Below are 26,521 nucleotides of genomic sequence, written 5' to 3'. Positions count from 1 at the left end.
GCAAAATAAGCAAAGGCAGACCACAGGGTTTTCTTATGAAAACAACGGGGCATATTCACATTGACAGGCAGCGCCGCCCCCCATAAAAGCCCCCTGTTCCCGGGCAGAATTTGTCCTGGGGATTCTTTGGTGTTGGTGGCCCTCGCAAGAGGATGCCTGTCACCCGGGCTTCCGGGAGAAGGACAACGCCCTTCGAAACTTAGAAGGAGAACAGTCGTGACTAAACGTACGTCTGCCAAATACAAAATTGACCGCCGCATGGGCGAAAACATCTGGGGTCGTCCTAAATCTCCAGTAAATCGTCGTGAATATGGCCCAGGCCAGCACGGCCAGCGTCGTAAGGGCAAACTGTCTGACTTCGGTCTGCAGCTGCGCGCCAAGCAGAAGCTGAAAGGCTACTACGGCGACCTGACCGAGAAACAGTTCCGTCGCATCTATGGCGAAGCTGAGCGTGTTAAAGGCGATACTGGTGAAAACCTCATCGGTCTGCTGGAACGCCGTCTCGACGCTGTTGTTTACCGCGCGAAATTCGTTGCAACTGTTTTTGCTGCACGTCAGTTCGTGAACCACGGCCACGTGACCGTAAACGGCAAAAAAGTGAACATCCCTTCTTACCGTGTTAAAGAAGGTGACGTGATCGAAGTTCGTGAAAAGTCCCGCCAGCTGGCAGTTCTGATCGAAGCAACCCAACTGGCAGAGCGCGATGTGCCTGACTATGTTGATGCAGATCACTCCAAGATGTCCGCAACCTTTGTTCGCACCCCTGGTCTTGGCGATGTGCCATACCCGGTGATGATGGAACCAAACCTGGTTGTAGAATTCTACGCGAAGAACTGATCTTCGCCACAGTCCTATACGGAAGGCCAGCTGTTTCAGCTGGCCTTTTTGTTTGTCGGATCGCTTTTACCTGTGCCACAATCCTGAAAATGGAGGGTGAAATGAAAGTTTTATCAGTATTCGGGGGAGTTGCCGCTATGGCCATCAGTTCAATTGCACAAGCGGATGAAGCGCAGATCAATAGTGCGACGCTATCCTACACAGTCGTCGGCGAAGGACCGGCTGTGATGGTGATGCATGGCGGGCTTGGGCTGGATCACACCTACCTGCGCCCTTATTTCGACCAGCTCTCTGATACGCACAGCGTGATTTATTATGATCACTACGGAAATGGCCAGTCTGCCTATCCCGAAGATTTCTCTGATCTGACGATGGAACGTCTGGTGTCGGATGCAGATGCGTTGCGCGCACATCTTGGCCACGATGATATGACCCTGATCGGCCATTCCTATGGTGGCTTTATCGCTCAGGCCTATGCTGCTGCCCATCAGGACAGGTTGCGCGGTCTGGCATTGATCGACACAGCCCCTGCGCTGGACTATGAGCCCGCGCTGTCCGGGAATGAGGATCAGATGGGGGCGCTTGATGCATTGTTCAGCGGGCCGATGCCGGACAATGAGACCTTCCGTGCGACCTGGAATCTTGTCATTCAGATGTATTTTAAGGATTTCGATCCCGCGGTTGGTGTACGGCTGGATGAAGCAACCACCTATTCTTACCAGGCCTGGAATGCGGCTGCCGGTCTGCTTGGGACGTTCAATATGACGGGCATTCTGCCGGATGTGAAAACGCCGGTCTGGGCGGTCGCCGGGCGGGTTGATGGTATTACGCCGCCGGATCACGGGGCGGGTCGCATCGCTGATCTTGCGCCCAACGCAACACTGACAATCTATGAAAATTCGGCGCACTATCCGTTTATTGAGGAAGAAGAAGCCTTCTTCACTGATCTGCGCGCCTGGATGTCCGGGCTTTGAATGTCACCTCTTCGGGATAACTGTACGCCGCGTCGTTTTCCCCATGGCCTTGCCTGAAAGCTGCCGTTACAACCACCCTTGTATCTTTTAGCAAGGGTGGGCTTTCCCATGACCAACATCCGGCCAAAAAGCAGTATTCGCGCGATTTCACCGTATAAAGGTGGTGAAGCGAAGGTTGCCGGTGTGCGTGACGTGATCAAACTCTCGTCCAATGAGAACCCTTTTGGTCCGTCTGAAAAGGCGGAAGAGGCCTGGCGCAAGTCCGGTCACGAACTGCATCGCTATCCGCCCTCTGATCATAAAAGCCTGATCAAAGCCCTGGCTGGTCAGTTCGATCTGGAAGAAGAAGGCATCATCTGCGGCAATGGATCTGATGAAGTGATTTCGCTGCTCTGTCAGGCCTATGTCGGTGAAGGTGACGAAGTCATTCACACCGAACACGGGTTTTCCATGTACCGCATTTCCACCCTCGCCGCCGGGGGTACGCCGGTTGAGGTGAAGGAACGTGGTCGCCTGACCGATGTGGATGCCATCCTCGAAGCCTGCACAGAACGTACAAAACTGGTCTTTATCGCCAACCCGAACAATCCCACCGGCACTATGATTGGCGGCAATGAAGTGGGCCGTCTTGCGGCGGGCCTGCCACCGCAATGTCTGCTGGTTCTGGACGGGGCCTATGCGGATTACATCGAGAATTTCGACGGTGGCGCGGGCCTTGTGGAAAGTCGCGATAACGTCGTGATGACCCGCACATTTTCCAAGCTTTATGGTCTTGGTGGTTTGCGTGTGGGCTGGGGCTATGCGCCGAAACAGGTGGTGGATGTGCTGATGAAAATCCGCCCGCCGTTCAACCTGTCACGCCCACAGCTGGAAACCGCCGAAGCCGCCCTGAAAGATCAGGATCACATCACTAAATGTCGTAATGAAAACGCCCGGCTGCGTGCCTGGCTGGCCGAAGCTCTGGCCGAACATGGCGTTATGTCTGACACGTCCTGTGCGAACTTTATTCTTGCGCGTTTCGGTTCTGAAGCCGAGGCAAACGCCTGCGATCTTGAATTGCGCAAAGAAGGTCTGATCGTGCGCAAAGTCGCCAGCTATAACCTGCCGAACTGCTTGCGCATCACCATCGGGGATGAACCGTCCTGCCGCCGCGTTGCCCATGTCATCGGACGCTTTAAGGAAGGCAGCGCAGAAGATCCGACAGTGAAAGCGGATGTCACGCCATGACGCAGATCTATAACCGTGTTGCCCTGATCGGCCTTGGCCTGATCGCATCTTCCATGTTCTGGGGGATGAAGCGCGCGGGCCTTGCCGGGGAAGTCACCGGTTTCGCCCGCTCGGAAGACACCCGCAAACGTGCCCGTGAAATCGGCCTGTGTGATGTGGTCTGTGACAGCGCGACGGATGCCGTGAAAGACGCGGATCTTGTGGTGCTTTGTGTGCCCGTTGGTGTCATGGGTGCGGTTGCTGCGGAAATCGCCCCACATCTGAAACAGGGCGCAGTGATCACCGATGTGGGGTCTGTGAAAGCCGCTGTCATTCGTGATGTTATGCCACATCTGCCGGATCACGCCTGTTTCATCCCGGGCCACCCGCTGGCCGGCACAGAACATTCCGGCCCGGATGCGGGCTTTGCCGAACTATACGACAACCGCTGGTGTCTGTTGATTTCCGATTGCTGTGAAAACCCGGCAGAGATCGACCGTCTGACAAAGTTCTGGGAAGGTCTGGGCGCCAATGTTGAGCAGATGGATGCGGAACACCATGACCTTGTGTTGGGTGTGACAAGCCACGCACCGCACCTGATCGCCTATACGATGGTGGGTGTGGCGGATGATCTGCGTCGCGTCACCGACAGCGAAGTCATCAAGTATTCTGCTGCGGGTTTCCGGGATTTTACCCGGATTGCGGCGTCTGACCCGACCATGTGGCGCGATGTATTTCTGAACAACAAAGAAGCCACGCTGGAAATTCTTGGCCGCTTCACCGAAGAACTTTTTGCGCTGCAACGTGCCATCCGCACGGGGGATGGTGATATGCTACATGATTATTTCACCCGCACCCGTGCGATCCGTCGTGGTATTATTGAAGCGGGTCAGGACACGGATGCACCAGACTTTGGCCGAGGTGGGAAGCCGGTGGAAAAAGACTGATGTTGCGGGCAGGTACATATGCGTTTCTGGCGGTGATCACGCTGGTGCAGGGGGGGCAAGCGAATGCGCCTGCAACGTCGTTGATCCCACAGCTGCGTCCCGGGTCATCTTCCCTTGATGCGGTGCGTACAACCACTGTGCCGGTCTTTTACAATGCATCCATCCGCCCGCAACTGCGCCCGGGCACTGCCCCTGCTGCTGCCCCTGCCACACAGGCAGCTGCGCCTGCGCCGGTGGCTTCAACGGCAGGTTTTGTTTCGGCTTCTGTGCCTGGTGTCAGCCGGTCGCTGATCCCACAGTTGCGCCCCGCCAACCTGTCGACGCGTGTTGCGCAGGCCAGCCCTGCCGCCGCCCCGGAAGGCGAAACCCGGGCCGAGCGCCGTCGCCGTGAACGGGCAGAACGTCAGGCAGAGCGTGCGCGCAGCAATCAGCCGCGCCGGGGTTCCGTTTGTGGCGATCGCGCAATCCGGGGGGAACAGGTTGCATCCATTGCCGGAACGCAGCGTGGATGCGGCGTGTCTTCCCCGGTACGCATCACCGAAGTCGACGGTGTGACGCTGTCAAGTCCGGCGACGATCAATTGTGATACCGCCCAGGCCCTGAAAACCTGGATCAATGAAGGCGTGCGCCCTGCCGTCGGCCGGCTTGGCGGCGGTGTCGAAAGCCTGCGGGTTGTGGCCAGTTATTCCTGCCGGACCCGTAACAATCAACCGGGCGCCCGGATCAGTGAACACGGGAAGGGCAACGCAATTGATATTGCCGGGATCCGTTTGCAGAACGGGGTAGAGATTTCCGTTCTGAACGGCTGGCGTGAAAACCCGCAGCGCCAGATGCTGCGCAATATGCACCGTGCGGCCTGTGGTCCTTTTGGCACTGTGCTTGGCCCGGATTCCGACCGCTACCATCAGGATCATTTCCACTTTGATGTCGCACGTCACCGCAGCGGTGCTTATTGTCGCTAAGGGCTGCCGCCAGGCAGGCGGCTGTCTGCTGGGGGTATGAAATCTCTCATCCCGTTGCGGAATAAGTTTCCAGCAGCGTTCTCAGGTAGATGTCACGCAGCTGCGGATTCGCAAAAAGCCGCGTTGTCCGGATCGCGGCCGCAATCATTTCCCTGCACTCAGCGGGGTGGTCCCTGGCCCATTCCAGTTTCTCAGCCAGGTCAGAGCCACCCGGCGCAACCGGCACATAATGTTCCCAGGGGCGGAATGAGGCTGTGTAGAACAGCTCCCAGCCATCGGTTTCCTTAAACACCAGCGCACCAGACTGAATGGCATCAAAGAAGTTCGAACCCGTATCATAACCGGAAATCGAAAGCACATATTTGTAGCTTTGCAACCATCTCTCGGCACGTCTCTGGTCGCAAAACCCCTGCAATAGGGAAGTATTTGCAGCAGCTTCGTGCTTTGGGGTCAGGGAAAACCTGAAATCGCAGTCGGGATTGTTGATGTTCTCGGTCACAAAGCGATACCGGTTCACACCCAGCAGTTCATCTTTCAGCTTTGCCAGTGTGTCGGGATCCTTGGGGGTGGCGATCAGATCCGCCAGAATGCGGTGGGTCGCGCGGCCTGTCTCGCCGCGTTCCGGAAACAGAAAGTTTGAAACCCCGGTCAGATTGCCCCGCCAGACGATCTGATCGATCCGCGCGTCATAGTTTTCATCAGGTACGCAGTCGGGATACGCAAAATGTCCTGTGTTCAACCCGTGATACCCGGCAAGGGGCCACAGCATGATGTTTTTCCCCTGATCCCGTCTGTTATAGCAAATGCGCGATCTGTCCGGTTGTGGCCAGCCTCGGCTGCCGAATTTCCGGCAATCCGCCATATCCACACACAAAGGTGCATTAAACCCGAGCCGGAGGACTTCGTTCAGAAATCTGGCAAGCCGTCTGAGCTTGGGTTGTGTGTTTTGGTTCTTCGCCCGGAACGCCCCCGTGCTGTCATCAAAGTGCAGAGGCCAGGACGTGCCATCGCTTCGAAGTATTTCCAATCCACCATCCCAGGCCGCATATTGCCCGCTGAATGCCTTCGGGGAAAGCACGTCGTCAGGGCCTGTCTGTCGGGGCAGGCAATGATCAATGACTTCACTGACAAAAGCGGTTTCTTCCGGGTTCAGTTGCGCCATGTGCGTTCTTTCATAGTTTCCAGACAGGCCGGGAATAATACCCTGCATTCTGGCGCATCGCTTCCCGGCTGGAAAGGGGCGTTAAGACCGGGAAAAAACCAATGGTGCAGTCCCCAAAGGAAACGGCCCGAGGAAGATCTGACCATTCTGCAGATTAAGCGGGGCTTCCAGCGTGTCAGGATTGCCATCAGACAGGGTCAGCGCTGTCAGGGCGCCTTCCCAGCCGGGTTGAACAAGCCCTGTTGTGACAAAGACCTGAAACGCTTCGCGCCAGTTCTCAACTTTCAGGGCCAGTTGTCCCTGGGCCTGACCGGCGGAGTCCGGGGTCAGGCGTCCGTTCAGGGTGATGTTAATCGCGCCCCAGGTAAGCTTTGCTTCCCGGAGATCCAGTGCACGCAGGGGGGGGACGCCCTCACGATTGACAGGGCCAGCCAGTTCCAGATTTGAATCAATGCGGATCTCATTCAGGCGCACAGGCAGGGTCTGATCCGGGTTGATCTGATCGGTGATCTCCTGCGGCAGCAGGATCTGTTTCAGGCTGATCAGCAGGTCATGGGTGTTGTTTGCTTCCTCTGCCTGCCGTGTGGCGATGAACACCTCTGACGCCGCAAGCAACAGATCAGATGTGCCCGCAGGCGTCAGGCGCAGATCTTTCGCCACAAGCTGACTACGATCAAGGGGCAGGCTGACGTCTGGTTCAAACACCACGCTGGCCTGCATTTCCTCTGTCAGAATATCTGCACTGAAATCACCGATGCGCAGGCTTTGTTCCTGCGGCCAGGTGGCGATCAGATGCCAGGGTTTATAACTCAGCGCAGCGGTCACAAACAAAGGGGCCTGCCATTCAACACCTTCCGCCGGGATCTTCAGATCCACATCGCGCATGACGGTGTCAAAGCGGTTCGGAAATCCCTGCACACCAAATTCAGAATACTGCAGATCAATGCCCTGATCCCCGGCCTCTTCAAATGCGGCCTTCAGCTGGCTTTCAAGTGTCATGGAACCCACAACCCAATAACCACCCCAGCCAATGAAGACACATAGTATAAAGATAATCAGCGCGCGCATGGTTGCTCTTTCCCTTTGCTCTTTCCTGGTGTTTACAGGGGCGCAGAAAAAAGAACCAGCAATGATGGTGGTATGTATGGTCGACATTGATATTTCAGACGGGTTCTGGGTGTTTGGTTACGGATCCCTTCTGTGGAATCCCGGGTTCCCGGTGGCAGAACAAAAGCAGGCGCGCCTGACAGGCTGGCACCGGTCGTTCTGTATGCGGTCCATCCATCACCGCGGCACAGAGGAAAAGCCAGGCCTTGTTCTGGCGCTGGATCATCAGGAAGATGCGTTCTGTGATGGCGTGGCTTTCTTTGTCGCCCCGGAACATGCAGAGAAAACTCTGGCAGAGTTGCGGGAACGTGAACTTGTGTCCTCGGCCTATCTGGAAACGATACAGGCGCTGGAAACCCCCGAAGGGTCGCTGCAAGCGGTGACTTATGTGATTGATCCTGTGCATGAACAATATTGCGGCGAGCTTGCACTGGAAGAACAGGCACAGATTATGTCGACAGCCGTGGGCGGGCGCGGTCCGAACACAGAATACCTGTGGAACACGGCAGCGCATCTGGAAGAAACAGGCCTGCGCGATGCGGATTTGTCCTGGCTTGCGGAACGTGTAAAGGTGCTTGTAGCGGATCAGTAAGATCCTGTGTGAAATGTAATGATTTGCAGACCCCTTAAATTTTACTGGCCTTGGGGGCCTGAACGCTTATCCTGTGGTCAAAGAACAACAAAATCGGGATGAGGCCGCAATGGCGGAAACACAGCAGTATGACGCAGGCGTAAGCTTTTCCCATCCGGTGCGTCAGATATTGACGATGCTCGCGGTGATCGGGCTTGTGGGGTTTGGGCTTTGGGTGGCACTTCCCCGGATTGGGCCTGTCTTCCTGGCCAACCCCTGGCTGAACGGATTTATCGTTTTTGTCTTTATTATTGGTGTTCTGGCCTGTTTCTCGCAGGTCGTTCAGCTGTTTTATGCGGTGCGCTGGATCGAAGGATTTGTTGCTGATCCCGATGGCGACACCACGCAGGCGCCAAAACTGCTTGTGCCTCTGGCAACGCTTTTGCGCGGACGTGCCGGGCAACGACTGCAGCTGCAGATTTCATCGTCTTCCGCCAGTTCCATTCAGGATTCTGTGGCGACGCGGATTGATGAAGCCCGGGATATCACCCGTTACATCGTGAATCTTCTGATCTTCCTGGGCCTGCTGGGTACGTTTTATGGCCTTGCGACAACCATTCCGGCGCTTGTGGATACGATCAGTTCTCTGGCACCCAAAGATGGTGAGGAAGCCCTTGGGGTGGATGTGTTCACCCGTCTGATGGGCGGGCTTGAAGAACAGCTGGGCGGTATGGGCACAGCTTTTGCATCTTCTCTGCTTGGTCTTGCCGGATCGCTTGTTGTGGGCTTGCTGGAACTTTTCGCGGGCCATGGCCAGAACCGGTTCTACGGTGAGCTGGAAGAATGGCTGTCCACAATCACCCGTCTGGGCTTTGCTTCCGGCGATGGTGACAGCGAAGGTGGGGCTGACAGCGGTGCCCTTGCTTTTGCGCTGGACCGGATGGCGCAGCAGATGGAAAGCGTGCAGGAGATTTACACAAAAGCGGATGTGTCCCGCGCGATGCTTGAAGAAAAGATTGGGGCGCTGATCGACAATATGCCTGGTGGCGGTGTGTCGGCAGAAGCAGGTGATGCACAAACCGCCGCACTGACGCGGATCGCGGAAGGCCAGGACCGCCTGATCGAAGCGCTAAGCCGTCAAGGCGAAGCCGGTGGCCCCCATGCCGATGCGGAAAGCCGGATGCGCCTGCGGTCAATTGATGTGCAACTTCTGCGGATCCTGGAAGAAATGTCAGCGGGCCGTCAGGAAAGCATCGCTGATCTGCGGGCAGAACTTGCGCAGGTTGCCGAAGGTTTGCAGGCGCTTGCCGCCCCAATGGCACGTGTGGGCAACCGCCGGTCTGAGAGCTGATCATGGCGCTGTCGCGACGCACAGGACAGAAATTCCAGGCCTCCATCTGGCCGGGCTTTGTGGATGCAATGACCGCGCTTTTGCTGGTTCTGATGTTTGTGCTGACGATCTTTATGATCGTGCAGTTCGTGTTGAGGGAAACCATTTCCGGCCAGGACAAAGAACTCGACGAGCTGACCGGGCAGGTGATGGAACTGGCGTCTGCGCTGGGCCTTGAAGAAACCCGTTCGCGGGAACTGTCTGAAAACCTGTCCCAGGCGGAAATAGAAGCACGTGAACAGCAGGCCCTGATCGCCAGCCTGCGGGGGCAGAACAGCAGTCAGGCTGCGGCGCTGAATGCGGCAAACAACCGGCTCACCGGGTTCGAAGCCCAGGTTGCGGCACTTTTGTCTGAACGCAATGATGCGCTTGCCTTGGGCGATGCTTTGTCCGCCAGGATTGACGAGTTGGAAGATGCGCAGACGCAGCTGATTTCTGACACGGAGGCCGCGCAGCTGGCCCTTGCCCGGGCACGTGAAGAAACCGATGCAGCAGAAGAAGCGGCCCGTCTGGCTGCGGCACAACGCGAAGCGCTTGAAACACTGACGGCAGAACTTCAGGCGAAGGCTGACGCCGCGGCTGAAGAGCTGAGCGATGCCGAAGCCGCCCGTCTTGCCGAAGGCCTGGCGGCAGAGGCATTGCGCGAACGTCTGCAAAATGCGGATACGGAATTGACGGCTATGACGCTCGCGCTGGAAGAACAGCGCCGTGAGGCTGAGGAAACCCTGACCTTGCTGGCTGCCGCCCGTCTGGCAGAGCAGGAAGCTTCGGGTGTTGTGTCCGAAGCGGAACGCAAAGCGGCCCTTCTGGCCACGGCGCAACAGGAATTGCGTGAGGCCGAAGCGGCATCCGCTGAAAATCAACGCGAACTGGAACTTCTGAACCGCCAGGTTGCGGAACTTCGCGGGCAGCTGGGCGCGCTTCAGAACCTTCTGGATGAAGCCGCCGCACGCGACACGGCGAATAATGTGCAGCTTGAAGCGCTTGGATCGCAGTTGAATTCGGCCCTTGCACAGGTGGCCGCAGAAGAACGCCGCCGCCGTGCATTGGAAGAAGCAGAACGTCGCCGCCTTGAAGGCGAAAACGCGGATCTTGCACAATACCGGTCTGAATTTTTCGGACGTCTGCGCGATGTTCTGGGCAACCAGGACGGCGTGCGCATTGTCGGGGATCGCTTTGTGTTCAGTTCCGAGGTCCTCTTTCCAAGTGGTTCTGTCGATCTGTTGTCAGAAGGTCGCGGTGAGGTGGCAAAGATTGCCGAAATCCTGCGGGATGTTGCCGATGAAATCCCGCCGGAAATCGATTGGGTCATCCGGGTGGACGGGCATACAGATAATGTGCCCCAGGCCAGCAGTGGCCGTTACCGGGACAATTGGGAATTGTCCCAGGGACGCGCGTTATCGGTTGTTCGTTATATGATTAATGACCTTGGTATTCCTGCGGAACGCCTGATTGCAGCGGGCTTTGGGGAACACCACCCGATCAATCCGGAAAACACGTCAGAGGCCCGGGCGCAAAACCGCAGAATTGAATTGAAGTTTACTGAGAAATAGACGCCGGAAGCGGCGGAGGATTGCAGGATGCCACATAGTTTTGACTGGGTTGATGCCTTTACAAATCACGCATTTGGCGGGAACGGTTGTGTGGTCGTGCATGAAGCCGATGATATGTCAGAGGCCGATCGCATGGCGCTTGTGCGGGAAACATCCTTGTCGGAATGCGCATTTATTGTTGAATCCGATATCGCTGATTTCGGTGCGCGCTATTACCTGGCAGATAAAGAAATTCTGATGGCTGGCCATCCGACGATTGCTACTGTTGCTTCTCTGATTGATCGCGGCGTGATTGATCTGTCGGGGGGGGCTGCGGAATTCACCCTGGAAGTCGGGGCCGGTGTGCTGCCGATCAAAGTGACGGGGCGTGGGCCGGATGCGCTGATTTCCATGACTCAGCCCGCGCCAGAGTTTGGTGCGATACAGGATAAATCTGTGATTGCCGCGATGTATGGGCTGAATGAAGATGATATTATCGCGCCGCCGCAGATTGTCTCAACCGGCACGCCGTTCTGTATCACCCTGTTGCGAGATAAAGAGGCCCTGCGCCGCGCACGCCTTGATGTTGATGCCTGGGCCGCGCTGAATCCGCCCGTTACAGCGCGTGCTGATCTGGTGGAACCTTTCCTTGTGACCCTTGGGGGGGAGACCCAGGCCGGACATACTTTTTCACGCTTACTATTGCCGGCACCTATGCCGCCAGAAGACCCTTTTACAGGGTCTGCGACCGGGTGTATGGCGGCTTATCTCTGGCATCACAATCTTATCGAAACCTCTGACTTCCGGGCCGAACAGGGTCACTGGATGGGGCGTCCTGGTGCGGCGTATGTCAATGTGCTTGGCTCACGTGAAGCGCCGGCTGGTGTCGAAGTAGCCGGGCAGGGGAAGGTTCTGATGTGGGGAATTCTCGAAGTCTGATACCCGTTTTCTTTGAAAGAAAACGTTCCGGAAACTTTGGAAGTTTCCAGTTAGTGCAAATAGAAAGCCCCGGCTCATATCCGGGGCTTTCTTTGTTTCAGGGGGTCAGATCAGGCCCATGCTTTCCAGCTTTAGCAGAACCTGGTGGGCGCAGTTATCAACGTCCACATTCTCCGTTTCCACAGCCAGTTCCGGATCAACCGGTACATCATATGGGTCAGAGATGCCGGTGAACTCTTTGATCTTGCCTTCACGGGCCAGTTTATAGAGGCCCTTACGGTCGCGGCGTTCGCATTCTTCAATGCTGGTTGCCACGTGAACTTCAACAAAGGCACCAAAGCTTTCAATGTCTTCACGAACCGCGCGGCGGGTGGTGGCGTAAGGCGCGATGGGCGCACAGATTGCGATACCACCGTTTTTGGTGATCTCAGATGCCACATAACCGATACGACGGATGTTCAGATCGCGGTGCTCTTTGGAGAAACCCAGTTCTGAAGACAGGTTCTTCCGAACAATATCACCATCAAGCAGTGTTACCGGACGGCCGCCCATTTCCATCAGCTTGACCATCAGAGCATTCGCAATGGTGGATTTGCCTGAGCCAGAGAAACCGGTGAAGAAAACGGTGAAACCCTGCTGGGAACGTGGCGGTTTGGTGCGGCGTAGCTCGGTCACAACTTCGGGGAAAGAGAACCATTCCGGGATCTCAAGACCTTCGGCCAGGCGGCGACGCAGTTCTGTGCCAGAGATGTTGAGGATGGTCACGTCATCCGCATCTTTGATCTCATCCGCAGGTTCGTATTGGGCGCGTTCCTGCACATAAACCATGTGTTTGAAATCGACCATTTCGATGCCCATTTCTTCCTGATGCGCGCGGAACAGATCCTGTGCATCATAGGCGCCGTAGAAATCTTCGCCTGCGGAATTTTTGCCTGGGCCCGCGTGGTCGCGACCAACGATAAAGTGGGTGCAGCCGTGGTTTTTACGGATCAGACCGTGCCAGACAGCTTCGCGTGGGCCAGCCATACGCATCGCAAGGTTCAGCAGGCTCATGGATGTGGTTGCGGATGGATATTGATCCAGCACAGCTTCGTAACAACGCACGCGGGTAAAGTGATCAACGTCGCCAGGTTTGGTCATGCCAACAACCGGGTGGATCAGCAGGTTGGCCTGGGCTTCACGTGCCGCACGGAAGGTCAGTTCCTGGTGGGCGCGGTGCAGTGGGTTGCGGGTCTGGAAGGCCACAACTTTGCGCCAGCCCAGCTTACGGAAGTAAGCGCGCAGCTCGTTCGGTGTGTCACGGCGGCCGCGGAAATCATAGTGCACAGGCTGCTGGATGCCGACAACAGGGCCACCCAGATAGATTTTGCCAGCCTGGTTGTGCAGGTAGTTTACCGCAGGGTGCGCATCATCATCAGCACCGAAAACTTTTTCAGCTTCGCGGGCTTTGTTTGGCTCCCATTTGTCAGTCACGGTCATGGTCGCAAGGATCACGCCTTCCTGGTCACGCAGGGCGATGTCCTGGCCTGCTTCGATGCTGGCGGCAAAGTCTTCAGACACATCCAGGGTGATTGGCATCGGCCAAAGCGTACCGTCCGCCAGACGCATGTTTTCAACAACGCCGTTGTAATCTTCCTCGGACAGGAAGCCTTTCAGCGGGTTAAAGCCGCCGTTCATCAGCAGTTCCAGATCACAGATCTGACGTGGTGTCAGGTCATGGCTGGTCAGATCGCCAGCTTCCACTTTCAGTTTCTGCGCACTTTCGTAAGAAACATAAAGCTCCGGGATCGGGGCGAGGTTGTTTTCCATAATACTGTTCCTGTTTTTAAACGGTACACGCCCGCTGGTGGTACCGGTCAGCTCTGCATGCAGAGCCTCAAATTCGGCCAGCTTGCGGGCAAGAAAGCTGTCCGTGAGGTGTCGCATTTCTGCGCCACCCCGGGAGGTTAATGTATAAGCGAACCGCTGGCGTTTATCCGGGCCGGCGCGTTCACTGATGGTGATAAGACCCGCATCCGCCACGTCACGCAGAAGGGCGTTCAGGCGACCCAGTGAAATCCCAATCGCAGCCGCAGTCGCGCGCTGAGACGCACCCGGCACCGTGTCTAACTGGCGCAGGAGCAGGAAGATCTGGTCTTCCTCTGTCAGATTGGATTTCGTCACGGGGGTTGCCATAACATACGACTCAATAACTGTTCATGCGTGAACACATAGGGTGTGATCCCAATTCTGCAAAGGGTTTTTGTTCTGACAGGGTAAATTTTGTGTTCTTTTTGGTACAGCCAGCAAAGGGGCGTGAAGAACAAAAAAGGGCAGGCCGAAGCCCACCCTTTACGTGATTTTCCGATTGGTCGCCCGGAAGGATTATCCTTCTTCGCCATCCTGTTCAGCCAGAAAACGTTCCGCTTCCAGTGCGGCCATGCAACCCATGCCGGCGGATGTCACGGCCTGGCGATATTTATGGTCTGTCAGGTCACCAGCCGCAAAAATACCGGGCACAGAGGTTTCGGTGCTGTCGGGTTTCGTCACAACATAGCCGCCCATATGGGTTTCCAGCGTGTCTTTTACCAGTTCGTTCGCGGGCGCGTGGCCGATCGCAACGAACACACCCTTACATGGGATTTCGGTGATCTCGCCGGTTTTCACATGTTTCGCGCGCACGCCAGTGACGCCAAGCGGGTTTTCATCGCCAACAACTTCAACAAGTTCGTGGAACCAAAGTGGTTCGATTTTCGCGTTCTTCATCAGGCGATCTTCAAGGATCTTTTCGGAACGCAGTTCATCACGACGGTGGATCAGGGTTACCTTAGAGGCAAAGTTCGTCAGGAACAGGGCCTCTTCCACGGCGGTATTCCCGCCGCCGATCACCACAATTTCCTGGCCGCGATAGAAGAAGCCGTCACAGGTTGCACAGGCGGAAACGCCGAAGCCTTTGAACTTTTCTTCAGATTCCAGGCCCAGCCATTTCGCCCGTGCGCCGGTTGCCAGAATAACCGCGTCCGCTGTGTAAACGGTGCCGCTGTCGCTTTGGGCCGTAAACGGGTGTTTGGACATGTCGATGGATGTGATCAGGTCAGAGATAATCTCGGTCCCCATCGCGCGGGCGTGGGCTTCCATGTTGACCATCAGGTCAGGGCCCTGGATTTCGCTGTGACCTGGCCAGTTCTCGACCTCGGTGGTTGTGGTCAGCTGACCGCCGGGTTCCATGCCCTGAACAAGAATGGGTTCCAGCATGGCACGGCTTGCGTAAACGCCCGCAGTATAGCCCGCAGGGCCGGAACCGATGATAAGAACTTTGGTGTGCCGCGTATCCGCCATGGGAGACTCCGTTAATTTCTGTTTCAACGGATATAAGCCCGCGGGCCTCTGGGGGAAAGGGCGTCTGCGCGGTGGTCACGAAAAATCTATGGGCGCGGCAGGTCAATGGACGCGACGTAAAGTTTTCGACCTGATGTTGAAATATTATTGCGCAGATGGGTCGGGTCGCGTACGATCCGCGAAAACAGCAAGGGCGTTGCACCTGCTGTATTCTCCCGTTATGCGGGTCGCAAAAACAACCTAAACTTCAGGCGGATCTCATGGCTGGCTCTAAACTTGACGAAATCGACCGTAAGATTCTGGCTGAACTGCAGGCCGATGGTCGTATGACCAATGTTGAACTGGCCAAACGTGTTGGCATTTCTGCGCCGCCGTGCCTGCGTCGCGTGCGTACACTTGAGGAAGCCGGTTATATTCGTGGCTATCATGCCGATGTGGATTCCCGCGAACTTGGCTTTGAAGTGCAGGTGTTCGCCATGGTCGGGCTGGTCAGTCAGGCCGAAGCAGACCTGAGCGTGTTTGAAGGCAAATGCCGCGACTGGCCGCTTGTGCGTGAATGCCACATGCTGAATGGCGAAGTGGATTTCCTGTTGAAATGCGTCGCGCCGGACCTGTCTACTTTCCAGAGCTTCCTGACAGAAGAACTTACCTCTGCGGAAAATGTGGCCAGCGTGAAGACGTCACTTGTGATCCGCTGTGCGAAAGATGTGCCCGGCGTTCCGTTTGAAGTATTAGAAGAACGTGTGCGTCAGCTTGAACGTGGTCTCTGAAAACTCAGCGCTTCTTTTGTGCGTGTGTTTTGCAAGGCTGCCCATCAGGGCGGATAAGCTTCAGTTCGCGCGGCGTTCAATCATTTCCTGACGCCGTGCACCACGGGCCCAGGGCATTTCCACTTTGATTGTTTCGGCATCCCGCAGCAGGGCTTCGCGGCTTTCTTCCAGGCGACTGTCCGGCTTCTTTGCATTCTGATCCATCGGGGCACTCCTGTCTTTCACAGGCTTATCCATCGGGAAAGCGGCAGGGATTTGACCGGATCAGGGTTTTCCCTTGCCGGGCGTCACAGTTGCGCCATGTTTGTGATAGTCTAAATCAGGCCCGGATACAGGCAATCAATCGCCCATAATCGCCTTCGTTCCGGTGGCAGGCCCGGCGCCAGGAATAAAAACGTGCGGGATCACTATAGGTACAGTGCCGCACCCAGCGCGCTGATTTAACGCCGGCCGCTTCCAGGCGATGCTGTCCAAACCCTGGCAGGTTAAACCAGAACCGATCCCCTTCGCCGGCTTCAAAGAAACGGGCATACTTGTCATCCCGCGCAAGAAATTCATCGCGGAACTCGGGACCAACTTCATACGCCTCCTGGCTGATGGATGGGCCGATAACGGCGGCGATGTTTTCCCGTGTTGCACCAAGGTCCACCATCGCATCAATTGTGGCTTCCAGCACACCACCCAATGCGCCTTTTGATCCGGCGTGCGCGGCACCGACAATGCGCGCCTGATCGTCAGCAAAAAGCACCGGCTGGCAATCCGCCGACAGTGCCCCGATTGCAAGGCCCGGCGTATCCGTCACCATGGCATCCGCTTTTGGCAAAGGGCGGGGCAGCGGACCTGTTACATGTAGAACATCAGCCGAGTGATATTGATGCAAAGATAAAAGGTGATCTGCGTCTACCTCCATCGCGCCAGCCACGCGGGTACGATTGATCTCCACACAATCCGCCTGATCATCAGAGCCAAACCCGCAGTTCAGTCCTTCGTAAATGCCCGAAGAGGCCCCGCCCTTACGGGTAAAGAACCCATGGCGGAACGGGGCAAGGCTGTCGTCGGTCAGAATTTCAAGGCCCATGGAGGTACTCCGGCAGAGATCGTTATACAGAATTTGCGCCGGGCGGATTGAATCCGGGGGCCGGCGGCGTGCCGGACGCGGAAATCGCAATGGCTTTGAACAGCGTCCCCATTTCTTCCGGATGGGTCAAGCGCCGATGTGCGGCGATGTGGTTTTCAAGCGCGTCACCGGACATGTTCTGCGCCAGTGCCTGTGCGCGTCCGGTGATGCCAAGCCGTTCCATAAGAACGCCCTGTAAGGTCAGCCCGCTGACATTCAGGCCTGCTTGTGTTGCCACCTGGGTCAGGGGTTCAAAATCCACATGGGCTGTCAGGTCAGCATTGCCGGGATCCGCCAGGGGATTTGAAAACGCATGACCTTTCAGGGCCTGAAATGTATCACCTTTTGACTGCCAGCCGCCGTAATCCACCAGAAGGGCCAGCCCGCCTTTTGCCTTGATACGTCGGGCAATCTCGGCGGTGATGGCGCAGGCCGGGGCGTTCAGTTCAACCAGATCGCCGTCTTTTGTATCCGCCAGGCGATGGGCGAGCGCCGGGAAATCTGTGGCGGGGCCGATGCCAAAGCACAGCGCATCCTGTGTGGTGTTCAATGCGATGCATCTTTCGCGCCAGCCCTTTCCATCCCGGATAAATTGGCGGATGGGCAGGGCATCCAGAAATTCATTTGCCACCAGAAACAGCGGGCCTTCGGGCAGATCAGACAGGCTGTCATGCCCGGTGATCTGATGGCCGTTCAGCGCTTCTTTCTGGATCTCACGCAGAGTCGCAGAGGCCTCAATCAGATGCACCTTTGCGGCTGCATGAAACCCCGGCACGGAACCTGTTGCGCGCAGTATATCCGCCATCAGAGTGCCGCGCCCGGGACCAGGTTCCGCGAGGATAAAAGAAGAGGGTGCACCGCGATCAAGCCAGGCCTGGGCAAGACACAGTCCCAGAAGCTCACCGAACATCTGTGAAATCTCGGGTGCGGTCGTAAAATCACCGCCCGCACCAAACGGATCGCGGGTCGCGTAATAACCGTACTTTGGATGTAGCAGACATTCCTGCATATAGTCCGCCACAGTCAGCGGGCCATTGGCCTGAATACGTGAAATCAGCGCGTCCAGCAAAGACATCAGGCGGCGTTCCGTTTCAGTGCCATGATCAGCACCACTATGCCGAAAATGACCATCGGCAGGGACAAAAGCTGGCCCATGGACAGGCCTGTGTCTCCCAGACGGATTACAAGACCCAGCGGATTATCGGATGTGATAAACTGTTCATCCGCCTGACGGAAATATTCCACAAACATCCGTGCAAACCCGTAGCCAATGAAAAACACACCGGTCACAAGCCCTTTGCGTTTCAGCGCCCCAAAGCCAAAGGCCATGATCAGAACAAGCGTGCCAAGTAACAGCCCTTCAAGGCCGGCTTCATAAAGCTGGCTGGGGTAGCGGGCGCAGATGCCATCCGGATGATACATATCAATCGGGCAATCCTGCGCGGCGATGCCGGGGAAGGCCACGCCCCAGGGAGACAACGTCGCACGCCCCCAAAGCTCTGCATTGATGAAATTCGCAATCCGCCCCAGCAAAAGGCCCGGCGCTGTGGCAATCGCCAGCATGTCAGCGGTTTTCCAGAGGTCGAATTTGTATTTGCGGCAGTACAGAATAACCGCCACCAGAACCCCGGCCAGACCACCATGAAAGGCCATGCCGCCTTCCCAGATCTTCAGGGCAGAAATCGGATCTGCCAGATATACATCCGGTTTGTAAAACAGCACATAGCCAAGCCGCCCGCCCAGAACCACGCCCAGCACAATCCAGGTCACCAGATCTTCGATGTTTTCGCGCTGCATCGCGGGGCCGTCTTTATCCCAGAGCTGCACGCGTTTCACGGCCTGCGTCGCAATGAACCAGCCAATGATGATCCCTGTGATATAGGCCATGGCGTACCATTTCGGCGCGATGGTGAAACCAAAAAGCGTGACAGAGAAAATATCCGGGCTGACATTCGGGAAGGTGATGTAATGTTCCATGCGGGTTTCCTGCCTGCGAGGGCGGGGGCTGTCAACCGGGGGCGCCTGTGTTTGGCGCTTATCGGCGGGCCGGGGCCATCACAGTTACCTGCGACGCTTCCTCTCTTGTGCTTTTGCGTGCCGCGCCCCATATAGACAGGAACATAACGCCTTCAGACAATCCGGGGTCAGCCATGCAAAGCCGCAACAAAGTTCTTGATGATATTTCTCAGCTGATGACCAACGCAATGGGCGTGGCCCAAGGCGCAAAGACCGAAGCAGAGACCGCGATGAAAAGCCTGATGGACCGCTGGATGGCCGATCGCGATTTTGTCAGCCGCGAAGAATTCGACGCCGTGCGTGCCATGGCGCAGAAAGCCCGCGAAGAAAACGAAGCCCTGAAAGCCCGCATCGAGGCGCTTGAAGGGAAGTAAACTCTGTCCGGTTGGTTCATTCAGTTCATTGGTAAATGCTGATGACCTTCCCATCAGCGTAGATTTCGCCATCCCGGAGCGAGATGCGAGTACCCGGTTGGATGTGCGATTTCAAATGCTCAAAGGAAATGGGTTCGCAATCAAGTTCTATAGTTGTGTTCTTTTCTAAGATACAGTTTGGGGTCGCAACTAATCTGACTGTGTTCAGGTCTCCATGTAGCCCGTCAATCACCATGGGCACGTTGCGAATCCCACTTTCGGGAAATCCGAATTGTCTGGTTGCAGATCGGTCGTTTCTGTAATGGAAATCCCATTTGGCTCTGAATTGCGGCATAATCAAAATATGTTCTCCGCTGACTATGTTTGGCGTAAGTGTGCCAGAGGCAGATGAAAAATGAAATGGGGTTCACAGGCGCGAACCTCACCGGTTGAGATTACACAGCCCCCGCGTTAACCTTGTATTTGACAGCCGTGTTCGCTTCCGATCCGGCACCTGCAAATGAGGACAGATTTATGTATACGAATATCATCGTCGCTCTTTCCCTGGAACATGGCATCAGTGAGAAAGCTCTGGCGGCTGCGCGGGTTCTGCTGACGGATGGTGGTACGATCACCGCCGTTCACGTGTATGAACCCCCGAACAGTTCCGTGATGGCGTTTCTTGAAGATGATGCTGAAAAGAAAGCCCGTGAAAAAGCGATGGCAGAACTGTCAGAGCGTGTGCAGGGGCACGATGATGTGACGCCGGTTTTGCTGAAAAGCCCGTCCGCAGGGGGCGAAATTACAGAATATGCCCGCACACATGGTACGGATTGCATTGTTATGGCGTCCCATAAACCAGGGATGAAGGATTTCTTTCTGGGATCCACGGCGGCACGTGTTGTGCGCCATGCCGGTTGTGCGGTGCATGTGATGCGCGTCTGATCTGATCCGTAAGAATCTTACTGCTATGCTGCCGGGCAATGTCCCGGCAGTTTTTGTTTGTGATCTGAAAACCGGCTTGTTTTCCTAACAAAACCTTAAGAAATCCACGCTGCCCTGTGGAAAACTACCCTATCCTGGGGGTAATTGGTTCAGAAACACCATCTCCTGGGGATAAGAGCAAATTTATCCTTTACAGTTTTATATACCCGCGCCACCATATTTCGTAGGGTGCCACTGCTGGTCCCCATTTTATAGTGGTCCCGCCAAAAGGGGCTGAACGGAACTCACGTGGGGCGGCTGCCTTTCCCCGCGCAAGCGAAGAGGCCCGGGCATGTCATTCACAGAATCATATCTGGCGGAAGATCCGCATCCGATCGACATCGTTGAAACCCTGGCCGAACATCACCACTGGGATTTTGACCGCGTCGGTGAAGATCAGATTTCCATGGTGGTTGAAGGGCAATGGCGCAGCTATTCCATCACGCTTGCCTGGTCGCATCAGGATGAATGCCTGCGTCTGATTTCCAGCTTTGAAATGGAACCACCCCATGATCGCATGGGCGAACTCTTTGAGGTTCTGAACCATGTGAATGATATGATCTGGGCGGGCAGCTTCACCTGGTGGAGCGCGCAGCAACTGATGGTGTATCGCTATGGCCTGGTGCTGACCGGCGGGCAGGTGGCCTCAATTGAACAGATCAATGCGATGATTGATGCGGCTGTTCTGACAGCAGAACGTTTCTATCCGGCGTTCCAGCTTGTGGCCTGGGCAGATCACACACCGGAAGCTGCCGTAAAAACCGCCATTGCAGAGGCCTGGGGGCGGGCTTAAGCTTTCCCAAAGCGGGCGTGAATCGTCCGGATGAGGGGGCGATATGTTCGATACAATCAAATCACGTGGTCTGGTGCTGCTTGGATGCGGCAAGATGGGGTCTGCCATGCTGGAAGGCTGGCTGAAACAGGGGCTGCCAGCGGCTTCCGTCTGGGTCAAAGATCCGTTTCCGTCTGACTGGCTGAAGGCGCAGGGCGTGCATCTGAATGAAGCCCTGCCGGAAAGCCCCGCACTGGTTCTGGTCGCGGTCAAACCCCAGATGATGGAAGAAGCCCTGCCGGTTCTGAAAACCTATGGCAATGGTGACACGATCTTCCTGTCCGTCGCGGCGGGTACGACCATTGCACATTATGAAAATGTGCTTGGCGCGCAGACACCGGTGATCCGGTCGATCCCTAATACCCCTGCCGCGATTGGCCGGGGCATCACCGGGCTGATCGGAAACAGCCATATTGATGAGGCCGGATTGCAACTGGCGGAAAATCTGTTGTCTGCAATCGGTCAGACAGTTCGCCTGGACAATGAAGGGCAGATGGATGCGGTCACCGCCATGTCTGGGTCCGGCCCTGCTTATGTGTTCCACCTGATCGAGGCTATGGCCGCGGCAGGCGAGGCACAGGGGTTGTCACCTGAACTGTCCATGGCGCTGGCAAAAGCTACCGTCGGCGGGGCAGGGCAGCTGGCCGAGGATTCCGCTGAAACACCAACGCAACTGCGCATCAATGTGACATCACCCAATGGCACAACACAGGCCGCGCTTGAGGTTCTGATGGATGACACACGCGGTTTTCCAGTGCTGATGCGCGACGCGGTTGATGCGGCGACCAAACGATCAAAGGAGCTGGGCGCATGAGGGAGATCACCTATGATGATTTCCTGAAGGTTGATATCCGCGTTGGCACTGTGATCCGCGCCGAACCTTATCCCGAAGCCCGCAAACCTGCGATCAAGCTCTGGGTCGATTTCGGGCCTGAGATTGGCGAAAAGAAAAGCTCTGCCCAGATCACCGCGCATTATGATCCAGAAACGCTGGTGGGGAAACAGGTTATGGGTGTCGTGAACTTCCCACGCCGTCAGATTGGCCGGTTTATGTCGGAATGCCTGATTGTCGGTTTCACCGATGAGGAAGGCGGCGTTGTCCTGGCCGTGCCGGATCAGAATGTGCCCAATGGCGGAAAGCTGCACTGATGGAAAAACTCCTGATTTCCCGCCCGCTGCCCCTGGCAGTTGTTGCAGTCGCGCGTCAACATTTTGACGTGACCCTGCGTGAAAACACCCTGCCGATGGATGAGGCGGAGATGGTTGAGGCGCTGCAAAACTATGATGCTGTCCTGCCAACCCTGGGCGATCTCTTTAGCGCTGATATTTTTGCAAAAGCGGGTGCACCCCGGGCCAGGATCCTCGCGAATTTTGGTGTGGGCTATAACCATATTGATGTGGCGGCTGCGAAGGCAGCGGGCCTGACCGTCACGAATACGCCGGGTGCCGTAACTGATGCCACCGCTGATATTGCTCTGACCCTGATGCTGATGTCTGCACGTCGTGCTGCGGAAGGTGAACGTCTGGTGCGTTCCGGTAACTGGCAGGGCTGGCACCCGACCCAGATGCTGGGGCTTCATATGTCCGGTAAAATCCTGGGCGTCATCGGCATGGGCCGCATCGGCAAAGCGATTGCGAAACGGGCACATTACGGCTTTGGCATGGATGTTGTCTTTTATAACCGCTCACAGGTTGCAGATGCCGAAGTGCCCTCCGGCCAGCTTGTTTCCATCGCCGAAGTCATGGCGGCGGCGGATATCGTTGTTGTTGCGGTGCCCGGCAGCCCGGCCACCCATCACATGATTAATGCAGGGGCGCTGGGCGCAATGCAAAGCCACGCCCATCTGATCAATATCTCACGAGGGGATGTGGTTGATGAAGCGGCCCTGATCGCGGCGCTGCAAACCGGGCAAATCGGCGGCGCAGGGCTGGATGTCTATGAACATGAACCCGAGGTGCCCGAAGCTTTGCGTGCACTCGATAATGTCACTTTGCTCCCCCATCTGGGAACCGCCGCAGAGGAAGTGCGCACCGATATGGGGCTGATGGCGTTGGACAATCTTGCGGCGTTTTTCGATGGAAAAGCCCCGGGCAATATCGTGAGCTGATATGGAAAGGCCGGGCGTTCTCCCGGCCTTTCCCGTCCGTCGCGGTTAGAAAGTGTAAGCGACAAATGCGCCGACAGAGAACTGGTCGTCGTCTTTCACAATCGGGCTGTCGGCGGCATCTCCGATAATTTTTGTATAAGATGCCAGGCCATTCAGTGACCAGTGGTCGCCCAGGGGCACAATAACGCCAAGCTCAAGGTCAACAGTGTTCACACCTGCGCCCGCAGAATATTGCGACAAGCCCGAAGCGCTGGCTTGCGCTGCACTGACCCCAAAGTAGCCCTGGTTGTAATCATCATTCGCCCAGGTGGCAGAAAGGTCAGCCAGCAGTGCAACGCCCGGCCTGTCGTTCTCTTCCATATCGCCGGGTCGCGCGTTTCCTGTCAGAACGGCCAGCGGCAGCATGCCCTGGACACCAACCTGAACAGTGACACCTTCGGTCCCGGACTGGTATTTGTTGAGTTCAAGATAGGGTGCAATCGGCCCGACTTCATACTCCAGGCCAAACCCCAGAACTGCGCCGTTGTCGATATCGCCAAGCCCTGTCAGATAGGTGCTGTCACTTTCTTTGCGCCCGCCATCATAACCCAGAGAGGCGCTGAAGCTCAGATCGCCCCGATTCAGGAACTTGTATTCAAGCCCGCCCGGTCCAAAGAAGAAAGTGTCATTCCACTCAATTGCCAGCATGGGGACAGCCTGGGTTTCTGTTTCATCTGACCCGAGGTATTCCGGGGAAACAAAACCTCCTGCACCAATAGTGATGTCCCAGCCGCTGTTGTCTTCAGCGTTGGCGGAGGTGAATACCATGCCGGTAACGATTATAGCGGCTGCTGAACCGTTGCGTAGATTTTCTGTGATGCCCACGTTCGGAATTCCTTTTATTGCCTGTAAATAACGCCTGCCTGAGATCAGGCTGTCCGTGGCAGGGAGTGTTATCCGGCTATAAAAGGTCTGCGGGTTAACTTGTGTTAAAACAAAGTTAAGAAGAGTAAAGAAGTCTTAAGGTGTTTTTTCTGCCCCGGACAAAGCGGTCATTACCTCTCAACAGCCTCACGCCAGTGGCGGCGGCAGACAGACACATAGGTCTCATTGCCGCCGATTTGCACCTGGGCGCCGTCTTTCAGGGCTTTGCCATCCGGACCCATGCGCATCACCATGCTGGCCTTCTTACCGCAGTGACAGATCGTGCGCACTTCGCGCATCTCATCGGCCAGGGCAAGCAGCGCGGCAGATCCCGGAAACAGTTCCCCCCGGAAATCAACACGCAGCCCGTAACACATGACAGGCACTTTCAGATCATCCACGACTTGCGCCAGCTGCCAGACCTGATCTTTGGTCAGGAACTGGGCTTCATCAATAAACACACAGGCGCAGGGGGCATCTTTCAGGCGGGCTTCGATCTTTGCAAACATGTCATCGCCAGGGGCAAAGACATCGGCATCCGCACCAATCCCGATTCGGGATGCGATTCGCGCATCACCCGCGCGGTTGTCCAGTTGTGCGGTGATCAGATAGGTCTGCATCCCGCGTTCAATATAGTTGTGGGACGCCTGCAGAAGTACAGTCGACTTACCTGCATTCATGGTGGAGTATTGAAAGTAAAGCTTGGCCATGGCCGTTTTATCCGTTTCAACGACGGGGAATGCAACCCGCTTGCGTCAGATAGGGCGGTGAGGATCTGTTGCTGTGACAAACAGAAAAGAAAGTGAACGCTGCCCTGAAAATACAGGCAACGTTCACCGGAAAACAGGAACCCGAAAGACGTCTGAAAATTGACGTCTGGGGATGATCGACCTCCCTACACCTTCTTCCTTTTTGGATCCGTTGCACCGGAGCCGGCGAACCGGCTTCGCTCCCGCAGGCGAAAGCACATCAGATCCTCACCAAACCGGCGCTGGGGACACCGGATACTTGTTAACTTCAGGTATGCGCCTGAACGCTTTATGAATGACAAATGGCGGGCTATGAATTAATGGGAAAGAACACGGGCAATTCCCCTCTGTGATTTTCTGAGGGCGGATCGGTTATTGAAGGGTCATACAAATGGGCGGCATGGGCAGCTATCTTAAGAAACATACCGAAGCTCTGGTAAAGGACGTCGGGATCGAAGCCGCCTGCACGCTGACAGGTAAATCCAAAGCAACACTTGGCCGCTATTATTCTGACAGCGAAGAGCACGCAGATCGCTTTATGCCGATTGATGCAGTTGCCTCGCTTGAGGAAGCCTCCCGATACCCACATGTGACCGGCGCCCTCGCAGAGCTGCGTGGCATTACCATGTCTTATGATCAGGAACGCAAGAATTCCCGTGAAGGTGGGGTGAATGCAGATGTGGTTGCTCTGGCGCAGCGTTTTGCCATGCTGATGAGCGAATATAACCAGTCTATTGAAGACGGCATTATCACCGTGAACGAAGCCAAGCGCCTGTTGCGTGAAACCCTCGCGCTGCAACATGTGCTGATGGATATGAAACTGCACCTGGAAGAAGAAAGCCACAACAGCTGAGCCTTCCCCGGTTTATCAGATCAAAAAAACCCGCCAGTTAATCTGGCGGGTTTTTTGTTGAAAGATGCAAGTCTTGCGGGCGTTGAAGTAGAGCGCATGCATATAGGTGTCTTAGTGATGCTGCACAGATCAGAAGGCTCGTGCGAGTCTATATAATGACTGAATAGAGTGACGTCATTTGTGGCGGCAAGCTGTGCGGTGGTCAGTGAAGGGGCCAGTTTGCCTTGCAGGGTGTGGATGTGAACGTCTCTTATATAGAGCATCAAGCGTAATCCTCCTCCTCTCTTTCATCGCCTCCATCAGCATCGCCCCTGAAAGTGAAATCAGAAAGACTTCGCGGCGCTCTGTGTGGATGTGTAATCATTTGGCCGGCATGTCTGGCGTACTCTTCACAACCTTCACCATTGTTATGGTTGTTTGTGTATCTGGATTCGGGTTGATTCCGGGTTTTCTGGTGATGCCTCCATATCCTGCGGTATTATTCGGTGTTTTCATTTGATTTGAGAGTTTTTGCGATTCACCGGGTGATTCATTTTGTGAATCGGGAGGTTTTTTCGGGGGAATCTTTGCGGGGTGATTTGGATTCTGGTGTGACTCGGGTGATTTGCGGTGTGATGATGTGTGGGGCTTTGGGTGACTCGGATGAGCTGTAGTTTCTGTTAGGTATGAAAGTTGCGCTGCAATGCGGCGAAACATGTGTTTCGTTTCGTCTGGTGTATATAAATAAGGGGTTTTTGGGTTTTTCCAAAAAAGTTTGATGTTTTTGTAAAAAGGGGTTGCGGGTGTTGGCGTATAACCCTAGAACCCACTTCACCGGCAGGGCGACACGGAAACGAGACGCACTACTGGGGCAGCGGATGGGTCGCAAGGCACTGAAGTGAAGATAAGAAT

General features: G+C 55.8%; 28 protein-coding genes. 17 read left to right on the top strand and 11 right to left on the bottom strand.

Features of this window, described 5'->3' with window-relative positions:
- The first annotated feature begins 216 nt into the window (after window positions 1–216).
- The 5 genes from rpsD to H1D41_RS07945 all read left to right on the top strand — a co-directional run bounded on the left by rpsD (window position 217) and on the right by H1D41_RS07945 (window position 4,926).
- Window positions 217–837 (top strand): 30S ribosomal protein S4, encoded by a 621-nt coding sequence (rpsD, locus tag H1D41_RS07965; RefSeq protein WP_107496854.1) that lies wholly within the window; start codon window positions 217–219, stop codon window positions 835–837.
- A gap of 137 nt (window positions 838–974) precedes the next feature.
- On the top strand, window positions 975–1,811 hold the full coding sequence (locus H1D41_RS07960; RefSeq protein ID WP_228848403.1) for an alpha/beta fold hydrolase: 837 nt from the start codon (window positions 975–977) through the stop codon (window positions 1,809–1,811).
- A gap of 108 nt (window positions 1,812–1,919) precedes the next feature.
- A complete protein-coding gene (gene hisC, locus H1D41_RS07955; RefSeq protein WP_228848402.1) occupies window positions 1,920–3,038 on the top strand; it encodes a histidinol-phosphate transaminase in 1,119 nt (372 codons plus the stop codon).
- On the top strand, window positions 3,035–3,964 hold the full coding sequence (locus H1D41_RS07950; RefSeq protein ID WP_228848401.1) for a prephenate/arogenate dehydrogenase family protein: 930 nt from the start codon (window positions 3,035–3,037) through the stop codon (window positions 3,962–3,964). The genes hisC and H1D41_RS07950 overlap by 4 nt, the downstream gene beginning before the upstream one ends.
- Complete coding sequence (locus tag H1D41_RS07945; protein WP_228848400.1) at window positions 3,964–4,926, top strand: extensin-like domain-containing protein; 963 nt, start codon at window positions 3,964–3,966, stop codon at window positions 4,924–4,926. The genes H1D41_RS07950 and H1D41_RS07945 overlap by 1 nt, the downstream gene beginning before the upstream one ends.
- 46 nt (window positions 4,927–4,972) lie before the next feature.
- On the opposite strand, the gene H1D41_RS07940 is transcribed toward H1D41_RS07945, so the two are convergent.
- Together H1D41_RS07940 and H1D41_RS07935 are read right to left on the bottom strand one after the other, a co-directional pair.
- The gene (locus tag H1D41_RS07940; protein ID WP_228848399.1) at window positions 4,973–6,088 is read right to left on the bottom strand and encodes a glycosyl transferase family 90; all 1,116 of its coding nucleotides are present in this window, start codon (window positions 6,086–6,088) and stop codon (window positions 4,973–4,975) included.
- An 81-nt stretch (window positions 6,089–6,169) separates the two neighbouring features.
- Window positions 6,170–7,156 carry a DUF2125 domain-containing protein gene (locus H1D41_RS07935; protein ID WP_228848398.1) on the bottom strand — a complete coding sequence of 329 codons (987 nt, stop codon included), beginning with the start codon at window positions 7,154–7,156 and terminating at the stop codon, window positions 6,170–6,172.
- Window positions 7,157–7,217: 61 nt separating this feature from the next.
- Between H1D41_RS07935 and H1D41_RS07930 the strand changes: the two genes are divergently transcribed.
- The 4 genes from H1D41_RS07930 to H1D41_RS07915 all read left to right on the top strand — a co-directional run bounded on the left by H1D41_RS07930 (window position 7,218) and on the right by H1D41_RS07915 (window position 11,627).
- Window positions 7,218–7,787 carry a gamma-glutamylcyclotransferase gene (locus tag H1D41_RS07930; RefSeq protein ID WP_228848397.1) on the top strand — a complete coding sequence of 190 codons (570 nt, stop codon included), beginning with the start codon at window positions 7,218–7,220 and terminating at the stop codon, window positions 7,785–7,787.
- A 109-nt stretch (window positions 7,788–7,896) separates the two neighbouring features.
- Window positions 7,897–9,117: a biopolymer transporter ExbB gene (locus H1D41_RS07925; protein ID WP_228848396.1), complete on the top strand. Its 1,221-nt coding sequence runs from the start codon at window positions 7,897–7,899 to the stop codon at window positions 9,115–9,117.
- Between the two features lie 2 nt (window positions 9,118–9,119).
- Window positions 9,120–10,709 (top strand): peptidoglycan -binding protein, encoded by a 1,590-nt coding sequence (locus H1D41_RS07920; RefSeq protein WP_228848395.1) that lies wholly within the window; start codon window positions 9,120–9,122, stop codon window positions 10,707–10,709.
- Between the two features lie 27 nt (window positions 10,710–10,736).
- Window positions 10,737–11,627, top strand: a complete 891-nt coding sequence (locus tag H1D41_RS07915) for a PhzF family phenazine biosynthesis protein (protein WP_228848394.1) — start codon at window positions 10,737–10,739, stop codon at window positions 11,625–11,627.
- Window positions 11,628–11,732: 105 nt separating this feature from the next.
- Here H1D41_RS07915 and H1D41_RS07910 read toward each other — a convergent pair whose 3' ends face one another.
- A complete protein-coding gene (locus tag H1D41_RS07910) occupies window positions 11,733–13,802 on the bottom strand; it encodes a bifunctional sulfate adenylyltransferase/adenylylsulfate kinase (RefSeq protein WP_228848393.1) in 2,070 nt (689 codons plus the stop codon).
- Between the two features lie 189 nt (window positions 13,803–13,991).
- Window positions 13,992–14,945, bottom strand: a complete 954-nt coding sequence (trxB, locus tag H1D41_RS07905) for a thioredoxin-disulfide reductase (protein ID WP_228848392.1) — start codon at window positions 14,943–14,945, stop codon at window positions 13,992–13,994.
- 260 nt (window positions 14,946–15,205) lie between these two features.
- On the opposite strand from trxB, the gene H1D41_RS07900 reads away from it, so the two are divergent.
- Window positions 15,206–15,715: an Lrp/AsnC family transcriptional regulator gene (locus H1D41_RS07900; RefSeq protein ID WP_228848391.1), complete on the top strand. Its 510-nt coding sequence runs from the start codon at window positions 15,206–15,208 to the stop codon at window positions 15,713–15,715.
- 60 nt (window positions 15,716–15,775) lie between these two features.
- Here H1D41_RS07900 and H1D41_RS07895 read toward each other — a convergent pair whose 3' ends face one another.
- From H1D41_RS07895 to lgt, 4 genes are all read right to left on the bottom strand, one after another.
- Entirely contained in the window at window positions 15,776–15,919 is a 144-nt protein-coding gene (locus H1D41_RS07895) for a hypothetical protein (protein WP_228848390.1), read from the bottom strand.
- A 115-nt stretch (window positions 15,920–16,034) separates the two neighbouring features.
- On the bottom strand, window positions 16,035–16,793 hold the full coding sequence (gene pgeF, locus H1D41_RS07890; RefSeq protein WP_228848389.1) for a peptidoglycan editing factor PgeF: 759 nt from the start codon (window positions 16,791–16,793) through the stop codon (window positions 16,035–16,037).
- Window positions 16,794–16,815: 22 nt separating this feature from the next.
- Window positions 16,816–17,907 (bottom strand): class I SAM-dependent methyltransferase, encoded by a 1,092-nt coding sequence (locus H1D41_RS07885; protein ID WP_228848388.1) that lies wholly within the window; start codon window positions 17,905–17,907, stop codon window positions 16,816–16,818.
- Window positions 17,907–18,809, bottom strand: coding sequence for a prolipoprotein diacylglyceryl transferase (gene lgt, locus H1D41_RS07880; protein WP_228848387.1), 903 nt, complete (start codon window positions 18,807–18,809; stop codon window positions 17,907–17,909). The genes H1D41_RS07885 and lgt overlap by 1 nt, the downstream gene beginning before the upstream one ends.
- Before the next feature lie 173 nt (window positions 18,810–18,982).
- Between lgt and H1D41_RS07875 the strand changes: the two genes are divergently transcribed.
- The 6 genes from H1D41_RS07875 (at window position 18,983) to H1D41_RS07850 (ending at window position 23,125) form a co-directional block, all read left to right on the top strand.
- Window positions 18,983–19,222, top strand: coding sequence for an accessory factor UbiK family protein (locus tag H1D41_RS07875; protein ID WP_228848386.1), 240 nt, complete (start codon window positions 18,983–18,985; stop codon window positions 19,220–19,222).
- Between the two features lie 513 nt (window positions 19,223–19,735).
- Window positions 19,736–20,146 (top strand): universal stress protein, encoded by a 411-nt coding sequence (locus H1D41_RS07870; protein ID WP_107496873.1) that lies wholly within the window; start codon window positions 19,736–19,738, stop codon window positions 20,144–20,146.
- A 331-nt stretch (window positions 20,147–20,477) separates the two neighbouring features.
- On the top strand, window positions 20,478–20,978 hold the full coding sequence (locus tag H1D41_RS07865; RefSeq protein ID WP_228848385.1) for a type III secretion system chaperone family protein: 501 nt from the start codon (window positions 20,478–20,480) through the stop codon (window positions 20,976–20,978).
- A gap of 43 nt (window positions 20,979–21,021) precedes the next feature.
- Window positions 21,022–21,831 (top strand): pyrroline-5-carboxylate reductase, encoded by an 810-nt coding sequence (gene proC / locus H1D41_RS07860; protein ID WP_228848384.1) that lies wholly within the window; start codon window positions 21,022–21,024, stop codon window positions 21,829–21,831.
- Window positions 21,828–22,166, top strand: coding sequence for a tRNA-binding protein (locus H1D41_RS07855; protein ID WP_228848383.1), 339 nt, complete (start codon window positions 21,828–21,830; stop codon window positions 22,164–22,166). The genes proC and H1D41_RS07855 overlap by 4 nt, the downstream gene beginning before the upstream one ends.
- A complete protein-coding gene (locus tag H1D41_RS07850) occupies window positions 22,166–23,125 on the top strand; it encodes a 2-hydroxyacid dehydrogenase (protein ID WP_228848382.1) in 960 nt (319 codons plus the stop codon). Before H1D41_RS07855 ends, H1D41_RS07850 begins: the two co-directional genes overlap by 1 nt.
- Window positions 23,126–23,170: 45 nt before the next feature.
- Here the strand turns inward: H1D41_RS07850 and H1D41_RS07845 are convergent, their stop codons facing one another.
- Together H1D41_RS07845 and H1D41_RS07840 are read right to left on the bottom strand one after the other, a co-directional pair.
- Window positions 23,171–23,989, bottom strand: coding sequence for a MipA/OmpV family protein (locus tag H1D41_RS07845; protein WP_228848381.1), 819 nt, complete (start codon window positions 23,987–23,989; stop codon window positions 23,171–23,173).
- Window positions 23,990–24,159: 170 nt separating this feature from the next.
- A complete protein-coding gene (locus H1D41_RS07840) occupies window positions 24,160–24,738 on the bottom strand; it encodes a thymidine kinase (protein ID WP_228848380.1) in 579 nt (192 codons plus the stop codon).
- 430 nt (window positions 24,739–25,168) lie between these two features.
- Between H1D41_RS07840 and H1D41_RS07835 the strand changes: the two genes are divergently transcribed.
- The gene (locus tag H1D41_RS07835; RefSeq protein WP_228848379.1) at window positions 25,169–25,630 is read left to right on the top strand and encodes a hypothetical protein; all 462 of its coding nucleotides are present in this window, start codon (window positions 25,169–25,171) and stop codon (window positions 25,628–25,630) included.
- A gap of 529 nt (window positions 25,631–26,159) precedes the next feature.
- Here the strand turns inward: H1D41_RS07835 and H1D41_RS07830 are convergent.
- Window positions 26,160–26,521: hypothetical protein (locus tag H1D41_RS07830; RefSeq protein ID WP_228848378.1), on the bottom strand; the 362-nt coding region annotated here is incomplete at its 5' end.

Origin of the sequence: Halocynthiibacter styelae, from assembly GCF_016123485.1 — a bacterium.
In the GTDB taxonomy this organism is placed as follows: Bacteria; Pseudomonadota; Alphaproteobacteria; order Rhodobacterales; family Rhodobacteraceae; genus Halocynthiibacter; species Halocynthiibacter styelae.
The sequence above is the reverse complement of the archived record's forward strand: the minus strand, read 5'-3'. Positions and strand labels throughout refer to the sequence as shown.